Raw genomic sequence first — 15909 nt, forward strand, 5'->3', positions numbered from 1 at the left:
TTAATTTTATAACATGCAATTTCTGACCAAAGAATTAAAGTTTCCTGATGTAACTTCTGCAAACAAATACGGATTGTTGGCTTTGGGTGGAGATTTGTCACCCGAACGCCTTTTAATGGCCTATCGCCATGGGATCTTTCCATGGTTCAACAAAGACGAAGTTATATTATGGTGGTCTCCAGATCCGAGATTTGTTCTATTTCCAGAAAAATTGAAGATTTCAAAAAGCATGAAGCAAGTATTGAGAAATAGTAATTATTCCATTACAATCAATAAGGCATTTCGTACCGTAATACATCAATGTGCTTCTGTAAAAAGAGAAGGGCAGCACAACACTTGGATAACAGACATTATGATAGAAGCTTATATAACTTTACATAAGTTAAACTATGCCAAATCTGTTGAAGTCTGGAAAGAAAAAAATCTAGTTGCTGGTTTCTATGGAATAGATTTAAATAATGGCGTATTTTGTGGGGAAAGTATGTTTACAATAGAGCCAAATGCAAGTAAAGTAGGTTTTATAAACTTCATTCAAAATAATAATTATAAACTTATCGACTGTCAAGTATATACAAAACATCTTGAAAGTTTAGGGGCTGAAAACATTTCGAGAGCAATGTTTTTAAATTTATTAAATTGATAATTGTCATGTTTATATATTAAAAAAAATAAGATATTGTTAACTAAAACTAAAAAGATGCTAACAGCAGAAGATTTTGAAAAGCATGAAAATAAAGAAGAGTTCATTTCGATTTTAAAATCTAAACTCGATCCAAGTCAACTGGAAGACATTTTATATACTGTAAATTACGAACAGCAGCTTCTAAAACTTCAGGCAGAGTTAGTAGATTTGCAGCAATGGGTTGCTAAAAATAATAAACGTGTATGCATTATCTTTGAAGGCCGAGATGCAGCAGGCAAAGGAGGAACGATTAGAAGATTTGTAGAGCATCTTAATCCTCGTTCCATGCGAATAGTTGCTCTTACAAAACCAACAGTTGTAGAAAAGGGTCAATGGTATTTTAGACGATATATTAAAGAACTGCCAAATCCTGGAGAAATTGTTTTCTTTGATAGAAGTTGGTATAATCGAGCAGTAGTGGAACCCGTTATGGGTTTCTGTAGTAAAGAGGAATACGACAAGTTTATGGTTCAAGTTCCAGAATTTGAACACATGCTCTATGAAGATGGGATTGATATTATAAAATTTTGGTTTTCAATTTCTAAAGAAGAACAATTAAATCGTTTTAATTCAAGATTAAAAAACCCTCTTAAACAATGGAAATTTAGTGTGGTTGACAAAGAAGGTCAGCGAAGATGGGATGATTACACATATTATAAAGAACAAATGTTTAGCAAATCGCACACCACATTTAGTCCTTGGATTATTGTTGAATCAAATGATAAAAGACAAGCAAGACTAGAAAGTATACGTTATGTGCTGTCCCATTTTGACTATGACGGAAAAGAATCTTCAGGATTAACCGTTTTTCCAGACCCAAACATTGTACAACGCTATCACAGACTGATAAAACATTTAGATTGATTATGAAACTTTCTCCAAAAGCATTGAAGAGTTTAAATAGAAAAAAAGGGATAAAGCAGTTTTTACTATATGAAAACGCGAGTGTTTCTAAGACGTTGCGTAATGTCAATTTTGAAGACCGATTAAAACAACTTCAAGTAGAACTCATTCATTTACAACAATGGGTTGTAGAAAATAATCAAAAAGTGGTCGTTATTTTTGAAGGTCGTGATGCTGCTGGAAAAGGTGGTGCTATTAGAAGAATAACAGAACATCTTAACCCAAGAGAATTTAGGGTTGTTGCATTACCCAAGCCTACAGAAGAAGAGAAAGGGCAATGGTATTTTCAGCGTTACATTAACCAATTACCACAAGAAGGTAAAATGGTTTTTTTTGATAGGAGTTGGTACAACAGAGCTGTAGTTGAGCCTGTAAACGGATTTTGTACTCAAGGAGAATATGATGTTTTTATGAATCAGGTTAATGAGTTTGAACGCATGATTATAGAATCTGGTATTCAGTTGATTAAATTCTATTTTTCTATTTCTAAAGCTGAACAAGCAAAACGATTTAGAGAAATAAAGGCTAGCCCACTAAAAAAATGGAAGTTCAGTAAGGTTGACCAAAAAGCACAATCGCTTTGGGATGAATATTCAAAATACAAAACTTTGATGTTTGAAAAAACTAACACTCAAATTGCCCCATGGATAATCATTAAAGCCAATAGAAAAACTCAAGCAAGAGTAGAGTCTATTAATCATGTTTTAAAAACAATACCTTATAAAAAGAAGGATTTAGATTTGTCGTTTCATTAATCTCCTAAACAGGAGAATTTAAGGTGCAGGATTTGGTATTTCGGCATGAATCACATTTATTTTTTTAAGTAATTCTTCACTTAATTCTACGTGAATACTATCTATATTTTCTTTAAGTTGAGTAAGATTGGTAGCTCCAATAATATTACTCGTTACAAATGGCTGTTGATTAATAAAAGCCAAAGCCATTTGAGTTAATGTCAGATTGTGATCTTCAGCAAGCTTTAAATATTGTTTAGTTGCATTGGTTGATTGTTGACTACTATATCTTGAAAATCTAGGAAAGAGATTTAATCGAGAATTTTTAGCTTCAATACCTTTTATGTATTTCCCGGTAAGCACACCACAACCTAAAGGCGAATACGCCAATAATCCAATATTCTCTCTAATTGCCAATTCGGCCATATCACCTTCAAACAACCTATTTAATAAAGAATATGCATTTTGAATGGTAGAAACTCTTGGTAAATTATGGGCTTTAGATTCTTCAAGATAACGCATAGTACCCCAAGCCTTTTCATTAGAAATTCCTATATGGTGAATCTTACCTGCTTTAATCAATCCATCTAAAGTTTCTAATATATCCTTAAAGTTGTCTTTCCATTCATCGTTTGGATTATGTTTATAATCTCTAACCCCAAATGTATTGGTATCCCGTTCAGGCCAATGTAGCTGGTATAAATCAATATAATCTGTTTGCAACCTTTTTAATTCTTTATGAACGGCTTCTTGGATAGCCTCTGGACTAAATCCGGTTTTACGAATATGAGATGTGTAATCTCCGTTTCCAGCAATTTTGGATGCAATTATAACTTTATCTCTTATCCGAGTTTTTTGAAGCCAAGTCCCAATAATTTCACTGGTTCTACCTTGGGTTTTAGCCTCGGCAGGAACAGGATATAACTCGGCAGTATCAATAAAGTTGACGCCGCGTTCAAAAGCATAATCAAGTTGTGCGTGACCTTCTGCTTCTGTATTTTGATTGCCCCAAGTCATGGAGCCTAAACAAATCTTACTAACTTTAATATTGGTGTTTGGAAGTGTTGTGTATTTCATTTAGATTATTTGACTGCTAGATTAATTATAGTTTTGACTGGTCTATAAAAGTAAAAACCTTTTAAACTCAAAATGCTAGTAGATTCTTGCCTTCGCGGGAATGACAAATTTATATGTCATTGAGCAATTTAGTAATTTCATCTAGCTTTGGTGTTAAGATAACTTCAATGCGTCTGTTCTTTGCTTTTCCTTCGGCGGTATCATTGGTTGCAATTGGTGAAAATTCTCCGCGTCCAGCCGCTGTTAAACTTTCAGGATTAATACTTGAATTTTCGCTCAAAATATTTACAATGGCTGTAGCTCTTTTTGTTGATAAATCCCAGTTACCACTTACTTGACCGTTTCCTTTGTATGGCACATTATCTGTATGACCTTCTATTAATACATTGATGTCTGGATTATCGGCCAACACAGTTCCTAACTGTTGCACTGCTCTCCTACCTTCTGTGCCAACTGCCCAACTTCCTGATTCAAATAGCAATTTGTTCTCCATTGAGACATATACTTTACCATCGCGCTGCTCAACCGTTAAGCCTTTACCTTCAAAATCGGTTAATGCTCTTGAAATAGCATCTTTTAATTGCGTCATAGCAGCGTCTTTAGCAGCAATAACACTTTCTAATTCTGACACACGATTGGAACGATCTTCAAGTTCCTTTTTAAGTTTCTCTAATCGTGCATTCTCGTCTGCAAGTGCTTGTTCTTTGGCTTCTAATTGTGCCAATAGCTCTCTGTTCTTTTTAGAATTTTCTGCAATTGCTGCTGAACTATTCTCTTCTAATGCGTCATAAGATGCTTTTAAATTATCGTAATTCACTTTAGTTGCATTGTAATCTGCTTGTAATTTGTCACGTTGTTGCAAGGTTTTGTCATAATCTGCTTGAAGTTTTTTTAATTCATTTTCATTTTTGGTTTTAGCAGCCAAAAGAGCATCATTTTCGTCTATGAGTTTTTTGTTCTCCTGTTTTAAATTATCATATTTAGCTTCTAAATCTTTATACACTTTTGGCGAAACGCACGACGTAATTAAAATTGAGACTAAAAGAATTGAGAGGTGTTTTTTCATTTTAAGTTTGTTTATGTTTGGGTTTATTTATCAATTTCTACCAGAATTGGACAATGGTCACTATGGTTTGCTTCGGATAATATAACGGCTCTTTTTATATTTTCTTGTAAAGGTTCAGCTACCATTGCGTAGTCCAATCGCCAGCCTTTATTATTGGCTCTGGCATTTGCGCGATAACTCCACCAGCTGTATTGTTGAGATTCTTTATTGAGGTAACGAAATGAATCTATGAAGCCACTGTTTATAAAGTTGCCTAGCCACTCGCGTTCTTCAGGGAGAAACCCTGACACGCCTTTCATTTTAGGATTATGAATATCTATTTCTTCATGGCAAATATTAAAATCACCACAAACAATTAAGTTTGGTATTTGGGTTCTTAAATCATTTAAATAGTCATGAATCATATCCATGTATTCAAACTTATGTAGTAAGCGCGCGTCATTGGTTCCTGATGGTAAATACATACTCATTACGGAAACGCCATTGAAGTCTGCCCGAAGATTACGCCCTTCATAATCCATAGATTTAATGCCAGTGCCATATTCTATATGGTTGGGTTCTATCTTACTTAAAATAGCAACTCCACTATATCCCTTTTTTTGTGCAGAGAACCAATAATGGTATTTGTAACCTGCTTCTTCAAAAACATCCAAATCTAATTGTTCTTTAAGTGCTTTGATTTCCTGTAAACAAATGACATCAGGATTTGCGCTTTTTAACCAATTCATAAAGCCTTTGTTTATTGCTGCACGAATTCCGTTTACGTTGTATGATATTATCTTCAATGTGCTTTTTAAGTATTTTTAGCTAAAATAAATAATAGGTTACTTTTACACTATTATTTTATGGGAGATTTAACGAAAACTATTAACAAAATAATTTAAGCTTATTGTAGTTTAATATCTAATGAAATTCCTACTGACACTATTTATTTCTTTAATTGGTTATTGTGCATTGTCACAAAACGAATTATCTAACTATAGAGCTAAAAAAGTAGCAGTTAAAGATTCTATCGTTATTGATAGTGTTAGTATAAATTCAAGTTCATTTTTAGTCAAAACGAAAGAGAATATAGTAATAGATTCTACTTTTTATTCTATTGATTTTGGTAAGGCGGTTTTGACTTTCAAAAAACCCATAACAACAGACTCCATAATTATAGATTATTTACGATATCCTGAATTTTTAACCAAGATCTATCAACAATTAGATGAAGATATTATTGTTGAAAGGACAAGTAATCAACAAAAATTATACAGACTTTCACAACCCAATACCAAACAAAATTACACCCCTTTTGATGGTTTAACAACTTCTGGAAGCATTTCTAGAGGTGTGACCATAGGTAACAATCAGAACTCTGTATTAAATAGCGAATTGGATTTACAGATTACTGGAAAACTAAATGAAAAAGTGTCATTAAGAGCTTCTATTCAAGATGCCAATATTCCATTACAGGAGAGCGGTTATTCGCAACGCCTGGATGAATTCGATCAAGTTTTTATAGAACTCTTTAGTGATGATTGGTCTATTAGAGCTGGAGACATTGATCTAGCAAATAACTTTTCGCATTTTGGTCAATTCTCTAAACGTGTTCAAGGTTTATCCATAAGTGCAAATTTAGGTGGCGACCATACAAAAAAAAATCTTTTCGCCTCTGGTTCTCTAGTTCGAGGTCAGTTCAGTCAAAGTCAGTTTACAGCACAAGAAGGCAATCAAGGACCATATAAACTACAAGGTGCAAATGGAGAACTTTATGTGTTAATTGTTTCTGGTAGTGAAACCGTCTATGTAAATGGTGTAGCTCTCGAACGAGGTGAAAACAATGATTATATTATCGATTACAATGCTGGAGAAATTATTTTCAATTCAACATTTCCAATTACATCGGAAATGCGAATTACAGTAGATTACCAGTATAGTGAACGCAATTATTCTAGGTTACTAGTTTATGGTGGTGGGCAATTTGAAAGCGAAAAGCTAAAAATAGGTGTTTCGGTATATTCAGAAAATGATGCTAAAAATCAGCCGTTACAACAAAATTTATCTGAAGAACAAGTAGAAATTCTTTCAAATGCTGGTGACGACAGAAGTCTAATGGTTGCTCCTTCGGGTACGCCAGAAGTCTACAATGAAAACCGAATTTTATACCGAAAAGAACTTATAAATGGTGTTGAAGCCTTCGTGTTCTCAAACAATCCAGATGACGAATTATACGCTGTTACTTTTACTCAAGTTGGTAACAATCAAGGTCATTATGTTTTAAGTAACATCAATGCTATCAACAATATCTTTGAATATGTAGAACCTGTTGGTGGTGTGCCGCAAGGAAACTATGAACCCATTATACAATTGGTTGCACCTACAAAACTCCAAATTGCCATTTTAAATGGACAATATCAGCCTACTCAAAAAACCAATATTAATTTTGAAATTGCTGGAAGTAAAAATGATTTAAATCTATTTTCTAATATTGATGATGATGATAATGATGGCTTTGCGGCTAAATTAAAAGTAGAGCAAGATATTATTAAAAAAGATAGTTTATGGAATTTAAATGCCTACTTTGACACAGATTTCATTCAGGAAAACTTTAGAAATATTCAAGGATTATATAATACAGAATTTAATCGTGATTGGAATTTGCAAGCTCCACCAGGAAATCAAATTATTGGTAATTTTGGAAATCAAACATTTTTAACTTCCGGTTTACAACTATTTCATCTCGAAAAGGGAATTGTTAAATATCAATTTGAACATCTTGATTTTTCACAAAATTTCAATGGCAGCAGACACGTCTTTTTGGCAAACTTGAATTTAAATAATTTTCAAATATTATCTAATTCGAGCATTTTAAACTCAAAATCAAACACAACCACTTCATCGTTCTTTAGAACATACAATCGTTTTGTTTACAACTTCAAAAAAGCATGGATTGGAACTAAACTTTCTGTTGAAGATAACGAAGAAAGAATCATTGCAACCAACGAAATTACTCCTTTAAGTCAACGTTTTAAATCTTATGAGGTATTTACAGGTGTTGGTGATAGCACGAAAGTATTTGCAGAAATTGGATATAAAAATAGAGTTAATGATAGTATTAAAAATAACCAATTACAGAAAGTTAACTCATCAAACACATTGTATTTAGATTCTCGAATTATTCAAAACAATCAAACCAATTTGTCTATTTATGTAAATTATAGAACTTTAAAATATGAAGATGAAACCATTGAGAATGAAAACTCATTAAACTCAAGATTAATATATTCACAGAACTTTTTCAATCAGATTTTACAATGGAATACTGTTTTTGAAACCAGTTCTGGGACATTGCCACAACAAGATTTTACCTACGTAGAAGTTGAACCAGGCCAAGGTGCCTATACATGGATAGATTACAACAACAATAATATTCAGGAACTTGAAGAATTTGAAATTGCCCAATTTCAGGATCAAGGCAAATACATAAGGGTTTTGTTGCCCAATCGTGTGTTTATAAAAACGCATCAAAACAAATTGAGCCAGATTATCACTATAAATCCTTCGCAATGGTCCGTAGAAGAAAACAAAGCAAAGAAATTCTGGTCTCACTTTTATAATCAAGCTTCATACTTAATTGATAGAAAAACAAAAAGAGATGGAGATAATTTTAATCTAAATCCCTTTAATGACGATGAAGAAAATCAGTTAGGTTTACAACTTAATTTTAGGAATGTACTTTTTTTTAATCGAGGTAAGCAACATTTTACAACCTCTTATACATATCTTAACAACCGATCAAGAAACCAGTTATCTATTGGATCTATTGAGAATAATTTAAAAAGTCATCAGATTCATTTTAACCACAAGCTTGCTACAAATTGGCTTATTAATTTGAAATCTGCATTGAATGTAAATGAAAGTATTAGCGAAAATTACACCTCGAAGAATTACACTATAGACGAAGTGAATTTTAATCCCAAGCTATCATATCTTTTAAATGACAATACTCGGTTTGATGTCTATTATCAAAATACCAGCAAAGACAATACCATTGGTAATATGGAAACATTAAAACAACAAAAGTATGGTGCTTCGTTTGCGTTCTCAAATAATCAAAAAGGTGCCATAAATGGTGAATTTAATTACTTTTCGAATGATTACGTTGGCAACCCAAACTCGCCAGTTGGTTACCAAATGATGGAAGGTTTACAGCCAGGTAAAAATTTTACTTGGAGCATATTAGCTCAAAAGAAAATAACCAAGTTTTTAGATTTAAACCTGTCTTATCTTGGACGAAAAACCGAAACCAGTAAAACCATTCATACAGGAACAGTTCAATTAAAAGCTTATTTCTGAAATTCAAAAGCCCAAACTTTATTAAGTCAGGGCTTCTATCTTGGCTTAAATTTGGAAATTATGCAGTCCATAACATAATCATATTTTACAGTGCTAATAATTTCCGTTCGAGGGATTTAAGGTAAATGTACAAGCTATTTATTATTTTTTGTTACGGAAAAACCGTAGTTTTTACTTTATTTTCATCAACCAATGTTTGACATCAACTTCTTGTTTGATGATGTCACGAAGATCATCAATTTTCACTCGATTTTGTTCCATGGTATCACGATAACGTATGGTTACCGTGTTGTCTTCTAATGTATCATGGTCAACCGTAATACAGAAAGGTGTTCCATTGGCGTCTTGTCTTCTGTAACGTCTTCCTACTGCATCTTTTTCATCATAATCTATATTAAAATCCCATTTAAGTTCTTCAACAATCTTACGTGCTATTTCTGGTAATCCATCCTTTTTAACCAATGGTAAAATGGCTGCTTTGGTTGGAGCTAAAACTGCTGGTAATTTTAAGACGGTACGTGTGGTATTGTTATCTAATTCTTCCTCTACTAATGAATTTGAAAATACAGCCAAAAACATTCTGTCTAAACCAATAGACGTTTCCAATACATAAGGTACGTAGCTTTTGTTTTCTTCTGGATCGAAATATTGTAATTTCTTTCCGGAATATTTTTCATGCTGACTTAAATCAAAATCAGTTCTTGAATGAATACCTTCTAACTCTTTAAATCCAAAAGGGAATTTAAATTCAATATCGCATGCCGCATCCGCATAATGTGCTAATTTATCGTGGTCATGAAAACGATAATTTTCGTCTCCCGAGCCAAGTGATTTGTGCCACTTTAAGCGAGTTTCTTTCCAATATTCATACCATTCGCCTTGCGTTCCTGGTTTAATGAAAAATTGCATTTCCATTTGCTCAAACTCTCGCATCCTGAATATGAATTGTCTGGCAACAATTTCGTTTCTAAAGGCTTTACCTGTTTGTGCAATACCAAAAGGAATTTTCATGCGTCCTGTTTTCTGCACATTTAAGAAATTAACGAAAATACCTTGAGCAGTTTCTGGGCGTAAATACAAATCCATAGCGCTTTCAGCAGAAGCTCCTAGCTTGGTGCCAAACATTAAGTTGAACTGTTTTACGTCTGTCCAATTTCGGCTTCCAGTCAACGGATCTGAAATTTCCAGTTCCTCAATAAGAGCTTTGACATCGGCTAAATCTTCATTCTCCAAAGACTTACCCATCCTTGCCAGTGTATTGTCTATTTTTTCTTGATAACCTAAAACTCTTTGATTAGTAGAAACAAATTCCTTTTCATTAAAAGTATCGCCAAAACGTTTTGCTGCTTTTGCAATTTCTTTATTGATCTTGGCTTCAATCTTTGCACAATAATCTTCGATTAAAACGTCTGCACGATACCGCTTTTTAGAATCTTTGTTGTCAATTAAAGGATCATTAAATGCGTCGACATGGCCTGAAGCTTTCCAAGTGGTTGGATGCATAAAGATAGCTGCATCTATACCAACTATATTGTCGTGCATTTGTACCATGGCTTTCCACCAATAATCTCGTATATTCTTTTTTAACTCGACCCCATTTTGTGCATAATCATAAACTGCACTCAAGCCGTCGTAAATTTCGCTGCTTTGAAATACATAACCATATTCCTTTGCATGAGAAATTACCTTCTTAAATTGATCATCATTATTTGCCATGCTGCAAAAATATAAAACCACTTCAAACAAATGGAGTGGATTAATAAATATTATTCATTTTTCTGATGTGGCTAAATTACCTATTTTTAGAACATTATTATTGATTAATATGTTACAAACAGCAAAAAATCTGATTGATTTATTCTTCCCAAAAGTTTGCTACTCTTGTAACACCCTTCTAACTGATAATGAAAAATATGTTTGTACCGATTGCAGGCACGATCTGCCAGTTACTAACTTTCACCATTCGGGAGATGATTTTGTCTTAAAGATTTTTTACGGGCGTGTAAAAATTGAGCAGGCAACAGCTTTATTGCGCTTTAGAAAAAAGGATATTGTTCAACAACTATTACATAATTTAAAATATAGAGGTTATGAAGATATTGGTATCTTTCTAGGAGATTGGCTAGGCGAAGAATTAAAAACTATTGAAAATTATAACTTTATAGAAGCTGTAATACCTGTGCCTTTACATAAAAAGAAGTTAAAAAAAAGAGGTTATAATCAAGTTGCTAAATTTGGTAAACATATTGCTGATGCTTTAAATTGCGAATATTTGGATAATGTGCTTATAAAAATTTCTGATACTGAATCTCAAGTATTTAAAGGTCGTTTTGCACGTTGGAGCAATAGTAATGAAGTTTTTAGCATTCAAAACAAACATCTTATTGGAGGTAAGCATATTCTTTTAGTTGATGATATTATTACCACAGGAGCTACAATTGAGTCTTGTGTTAATGTACTCAATCAAGCAAACGGTTTAAAAATAAGTGTTGCCTCTATGGCAATTGCGAATTAAGTTTTTCGTTAATAATAAATAAGTTGTTAATTTGCGAAAAATCATTCATCTTAAATGAATAAAGCCCTTTACAATTTTATTTTTATTGCTCTTATAAGCTTTGTGTTTATTAATTGTGCCAATCGTGGAACTCCACAAGGAGGTCCAAAAGATATTGAGCCTCCAAAAATTTTAAAATCGGAACCTGAAAACCTTTCTACCAACTTTACCGAACAAGAAATTAGGATATATTTTAATGAGTATATCAAAATTAAAGATTTGCAGAAACAACTTATTATTTCTCCACCAATGGATCCTAAACCAGAAATAACACCACTTGGAGGCGCAAATAAGTATATATCCATTAAAATAATAGATACGCTTGAAGCTAATACTACCTATGCTTTAAACTTTGGTAACAGTATTGTAGATAATAATGAAGAAAATCCTTATCCGTTTTACAGGTATGTGTTTTCAACAGGAGATTATATTGATTCATTAACTGTAAAAGGTCAGGTGTTTGATGCATTAGAAAAACAGCCTGATGATTTTGTTTCAGTGGTTTTGTATGAAGTAGATTCCACATTTACAGATTCCATTATTTACAAAAAAACACCAAAATATGTAACAAACACTCTTGATAGTCTTACAACATTCACAATAGAGAATGTAAAAGCTGGTCAATATATGCTGATAGCCCTAAAAGATGGAAATCAAGATTATAAATTTCAGCAAAAAACAGATAAGATTGGGTTTCATAAAAGTTTTATAAATGTTCCTACAGATTCTATCTACAACATTAAATTATTTAAAGAAGACATTGAATTTAATGCTACAAGGCCTAACTTGGTTTCAAATGAAAAAATTGCGTTTGGTTATGAAGGTGATTATAAAGGAATGAACATTAGTATTCTATCAGAAATACCTGAAGATTTTGAATACACTATTACAAAAGATGAAATAGCTGATACACTTTATTATTGGTACAAACCAAAACTTGAAGTAGATTCACTTGTATTTAATGTTACGAAGGATGATTTCACAAAAGATTTTACTTTAAAAATCAGATCTAAAGAACAAGATAGTTTAAAAATTAATCCTCAAACAACTGGAAATATTAATTTTAATGAACCTTATAAGATTTCTGCTAGCACTCCATTTAAGGCTTTTGATGAAACAAAAATTTCAATAATAGATAAAGATTCCTTGGCAATTGCTTTTAAATCCACATTTGATTCTATCTCTAATATTGTGGCATTAGATTTTGAAAAAACTGAAAGTAACAACTATAAAATTCAGATGTTGCCAAATAGTTTAACCGACTTTTATGGGCATTCTAACGATACTTTAAATTTTTCAATCAGAACAAAAGCATTTTCAGATTATGGTAATGTACGCGTATCTCTTAAAAATGCTAAATACCCTATTATTATTCAATTAACAGATGAAAAAGGTGAAGTTAAAGCAGAACAATTTTCTAATGAACCTAAATTTTTTGATTTCAGATATGTGAATCCAGGCAATTACCTTTTAAGAGTCATATTTGATAGCAACGGCAATAAAATTTTTGATTCTGGTAATTATTTAAAAAAACAACAACCAGAACGGGTAAGTTACTATCCTGAATCAATAGATGTTAGAGCTAATTGGGACGAAATCAGGGAGTTTATATTACTAGATTAAAGTTGTCTCTATCATTTAAAAATCGGAGTTTATTTCTGTAAAAACTTAAATGGCTTTTTTGTAAAGTAACCACTTCTACTTGTTCTTTATTGGGTTTAATAGAAGTCATACAATTACCCAAAACATCATATACCGCAGAATGGCCAATATATTTATTCTGTTCTTCATCAAACCCAATTCTATTCACTCCTATACAATAACTCATATTTTCTATAGCCCTTGCTTTAAGTAAAGTGTCCCAAGCATTAATTCTTGGTTTTGGCCAATTGGCAACATAAATTAGCACATCATAATCATCAATATTTCTTGCCCAAACAGGAAAGCGCAAATCATAACAGACTAAAGGACATAATTTCCATCCTTTGTAGTGAATAATCAGTCTGTCTGAACCAGAAGTAAAAACTTTGTCTTCTCCAGCATAAGTAAACGTGTGTCTTTTGTTATAGTATCCTAAAGTTCCATCTGGATGAGCAAAAATTAGTCGGTTGTAATATTTTTTGTTGTCTTCAATTATGATACTACCAACAACTGCAGCATCTTTTTCTTTTGCTCGATTCTGCATCCATTCCACAGTTTTACCATTCATGGTTTCAGAATTATCTTTGGCGTTCATTGTAAAACCTGTAGTGAACATTTCCGGCAGGATTATAATATCAACTGGTTGAATTATACTTTCGATTTTTTCCTTGAAGTTTTTTATGTTCTGTTTTCGATCTTCCCAAACTAAATCTGTTTGTATAAACGCTATTTTTAGGTCTTCTTGCATATGCTCCAATGTATTAAATTTTCTTTAGAATTTCAGTTGCTTTTTTTAAAGTATTATCTGTTTTTGCAAAACAAAATCGCAACACATTTTGATCTAAATTATTTTCATTAAAAACTGATAAAGGAATAGAGGCAATACCATGCTCAATAGTCAATCTTTCTGCAAAATCTGTATCCTTTTCCGTCGTTATATTTGAATAATCTAACAACATAAAATAAGTCCCTTGGGTCGGCAGTATCTTAAATCTCGATCCTTCTAGTAATTCTGTAAACAAATTACGTTTGTTTTGATAAAATTGCGATATCTTCAAATAATGATTTGGCTCCTGCAAATATTCTGCAAGTGCTATCTGTATAGGATGATTTACTGAAAACACTGTAAATTGATGTGCTTTTCTAAATTCTTCCATCAACACTTTTGGAGCACAGCAATAACCTATTTTCCAACCTGTGTTGTGAAAGGTTTTTCCAAAAGACGCTACTAGAAAACTTCTTGATTTCAAATCTGGGAACAAACATATACTCTGGTGTTTTTCGTTATCAAATATAATGTGTTCATAGACCTCATCACTTAAAACAATAATATCTGTTCCTTTTGTTATTTCTTGCAATTGCAACATGTCTTGTTTAGAAAAAATTGTTGCACTTGGGTTTTGAGGTGTGTTAATGATCATCATTTTTGTGTTATCATTAATTTGTTGTTGTACTAATTCCCAATTTATTTTATAGTTTGGAGCTTCCAACTGTATGGGCATAACTATTCCTCCATTTAATTGTGTTGTAGGTTCGTAACTATCATAAGCAGGTTTGAATATGATAACCTCATCATTTTGTTTTATAAACGCAGAAATGATGGAGTAAATAGCTTGTGTAGCTCCAGAGGTAATGGTAATTTCGGTATCTGAATTATACGTTGAATTATACAGGAATTCGAGCTTGTTGGCAATAGCTTCTCTTAATGCTAAAATACCTGGCATTGGTGCATATTGATTATAGCCAGATCTCATTGCATGAGAAACCAAATCAATAAGGGCAGAATCGCTTTTAAAATTTGGAAACCCTTGAGATAAGTTAATGGCTTTGTGCTTGTTAGCCAAAGCTGTCATTTTTGAGAATATAGAGAGTTGTACTTGTGGAAGCTTCGAAATGTGATTCATGCATTAAAGATAATCACTTCTCTATAAAGAGATTTAAAAATAGCATGATTTTAATTATCTTTTCATCTGCAAATCATCCACTTTTTCAAATACAGAAATAATAGATTTTACAGCTTCAATATAAAATTCGGGGTTTATATTCTCGTAGTCGTCAGTGGGTTTATGATAATCTTCATGGTCTACTACACCAAAATACAAAAATGGAATTCCTTTTTTGTGAAACGAAGCATGATCTGAAGAATATGTCCAATCATTTCTCCAATCTTTTTTATTATCGTGACCTGTAACCAGATTGATTTTTTTAGAATGTTTTGTTGTTAAGATGACCTCTTCAAGCGTTTTAGAATAGCTTGTTCCGACAGCAAATAATTTATTATCAGCGCTTCTACTAATCATATCTAAATTAAAATTGATCATTATATCTTTAATTGGTACAATAGAATTTTTGACGAAGTGTTTCGAACCCTTTAAACCAAGCTCTTCACCATCAAAAGCAGCCAGTATCACGGAATGTTTTGGTGGATTATTTTTAAAATATTCAGCCAAACTAAACAGTGCGCTTAATCCAGATGCATTATCATCTGCCCCATTATATATGACTCCTCTTTTAATACCCTCATGATCATAATGTGCACTGATCACGACATAGCTTTTAGGAAAAGTTGTCCCTTGAATAACACCTAAAACATTAACCGCATGATAGTATTTTCCTTTATCTAAAAATGAAAAAGTCTGCTCGTAATTTTTCCCTAGAGGTTTAACATCAAATGATTTAAAAGAATTAATAATGTACTTTTTGGTTTTAACTGCTCCGAGGGTTCCTGTTCTTCTACCTTCAAAACTGTCCGAAGAAATCGTTTTAATGTTGTGAAGTAAAATAGTCTCACTAAATAAATTTACTTTACTAACATGGTTTGATGATCCATTTTGTGCTGAAGAAACACTAAATACAAAAAGTAGTATTATAAAATAATAGATGTTACTAATAATCTGCATGTCTTAAAAAC

General features: G+C 32.4%; 13 protein-coding genes. 6 read left to right on the forward strand and 7 right to left on the reverse strand.

The annotated features are described in order from the left end of the window. Positions 1-13: 13 nt before the first annotated feature. Genes aat through ppk2 (AAFP94_RS02520) form a run of 3 tightly spaced genes read left to right on the forward strand, consistent with a single transcriptional unit; the run spans position 14 to position 2340 of the window. Positions 14-640, forward strand: coding sequence for a leucyl/phenylalanyl-tRNA--protein transferase (gene aat / locus AAFP94_RS02510; RefSeq protein ID WP_316660699.1), 627 nt, complete (start codon positions 14-16; stop codon positions 638-640). 57 nt (positions 641-697) lie between these two features. Then, positions 698-1546 (forward strand): polyphosphate kinase 2, encoded by an 849-nt coding sequence (ppk2, locus tag AAFP94_RS02515; RefSeq protein WP_316660697.1) that lies wholly within the window; start codon positions 698-700, stop codon positions 1544-1546. 2 nt (positions 1547-1548) lie between these two features. Beyond that, the gene (gene ppk2, locus AAFP94_RS02520) at positions 1549-2340 is read left to right on the forward strand and encodes a polyphosphate kinase 2 (RefSeq protein ID WP_316660695.1); all 792 of its coding nucleotides are present in this window, start codon (positions 1549-1551) and stop codon (positions 2338-2340) included. A gap of 18 nt (positions 2341-2358) precedes the next feature. On the opposite strand, the gene AAFP94_RS02525 is transcribed toward ppk2 (AAFP94_RS02520), so the two are convergent. From AAFP94_RS02525 to AAFP94_RS02535, 3 genes are all read right to left on the reverse strand, one after another. Then, the gene (locus AAFP94_RS02525) at positions 2359-3396 is read right to left on the reverse strand and encodes an aldo/keto reductase (RefSeq protein WP_316660693.1); all 1038 of its coding nucleotides are present in this window, start codon (positions 3394-3396) and stop codon (positions 2359-2361) included. Positions 3397-3505: 109 nt separating this feature from the next. Beyond that, positions 3506-4462: an OmpA family protein gene (locus AAFP94_RS02530; protein ID WP_316660692.1), complete on the reverse strand. Its 957-nt coding sequence runs from the start codon at positions 4460-4462 to the stop codon at positions 3506-3508. Between the two features lie 23 nt (positions 4463-4485). After that, positions 4486-5247 (reverse strand): exodeoxyribonuclease III, encoded by a 762-nt coding sequence (locus AAFP94_RS02535; protein WP_316660691.1) that lies wholly within the window; start codon positions 5245-5247, stop codon positions 4486-4488. A gap of 121 nt (positions 5248-5368) precedes the next feature. On the opposite strand from AAFP94_RS02535, the gene AAFP94_RS02540 reads away from it, so the two are divergent. Continuing rightward, positions 5369-8803 carry a hypothetical protein gene (locus tag AAFP94_RS02540; RefSeq protein ID WP_316660690.1) on the forward strand — a complete coding sequence of 1145 codons (3435 nt, stop codon included), beginning with the start codon at positions 5369-5371 and terminating at the stop codon, positions 8801-8803. Positions 8804-8974: 171 nt separating this feature from the next. Here the strand turns inward: AAFP94_RS02540 and AAFP94_RS02545 are convergent, their stop codons facing one another. Next, a complete protein-coding gene (locus AAFP94_RS02545) occupies positions 8975-10519 on the reverse strand; it encodes a glycine--tRNA ligase (protein ID WP_316660688.1) in 1545 nt (514 codons plus the stop codon). Here AAFP94_RS02545 and AAFP94_RS02550 point away from each other — a divergent pair. Next, the gene (locus tag AAFP94_RS02550) at positions 10518-11318 is read left to right on the forward strand and encodes a ComF family protein (protein WP_316660687.1); all 801 of its coding nucleotides are present in this window, start codon (positions 10518-10520) and stop codon (positions 11316-11318) included. The genes AAFP94_RS02545 and AAFP94_RS02550 overlap by 2 nt on opposite strands. Before the next feature lie 54 nt (positions 11319-11372). Then, a complete protein-coding gene (locus tag AAFP94_RS02555; RefSeq protein ID WP_316660686.1) occupies positions 11373-12980 on the forward strand; it encodes an Ig-like domain-containing domain in 1608 nt (535 codons plus the stop codon). Here the strand turns inward: AAFP94_RS02555 and AAFP94_RS02560 are convergent. Genes AAFP94_RS02560 through AAFP94_RS02570 form a run of 3 tightly spaced genes read right to left on the reverse strand, consistent with a single transcriptional unit; the run spans position 12964 to position 15898 of the window. After that, positions 12964-13746 carry an amidohydrolase gene (locus AAFP94_RS02560; RefSeq protein ID WP_316660685.1) on the reverse strand — a complete coding sequence of 261 codons (783 nt, stop codon included), beginning with the start codon at positions 13744-13746 and terminating at the stop codon, positions 12964-12966. The two genes, AAFP94_RS02555 and AAFP94_RS02560, sit on opposite strands and share 17 nt — an antisense overlap. Before the next feature lie 13 nt (positions 13747-13759). Beyond that, the gene (locus AAFP94_RS02565) at positions 13760-14902 is read right to left on the reverse strand and encodes a methionine aminotransferase (RefSeq protein WP_316660684.1); all 1143 of its coding nucleotides are present in this window, start codon (positions 14900-14902) and stop codon (positions 13760-13762) included. A 54-nt stretch (positions 14903-14956) separates the two neighbouring features. Continuing rightward, positions 14957-15898: a M28 family peptidase gene (locus tag AAFP94_RS02570; RefSeq protein WP_316660683.1), complete on the reverse strand. Its 942-nt coding sequence runs from the start codon at positions 15896-15898 to the stop codon at positions 14957-14959. Positions 15899-15909 lie beyond the last annotated feature (11 nt).

Origin of the sequence: Gilvirhabdus luticola (genome assembly GCF_040117515.1) — a bacterium.
In the GTDB taxonomy this organism is placed as follows: Bacteria; Bacteroidota; Bacteroidia; order Flavobacteriales; family Flavobacteriaceae; genus Gilvirhabdus; species Gilvirhabdus luticola.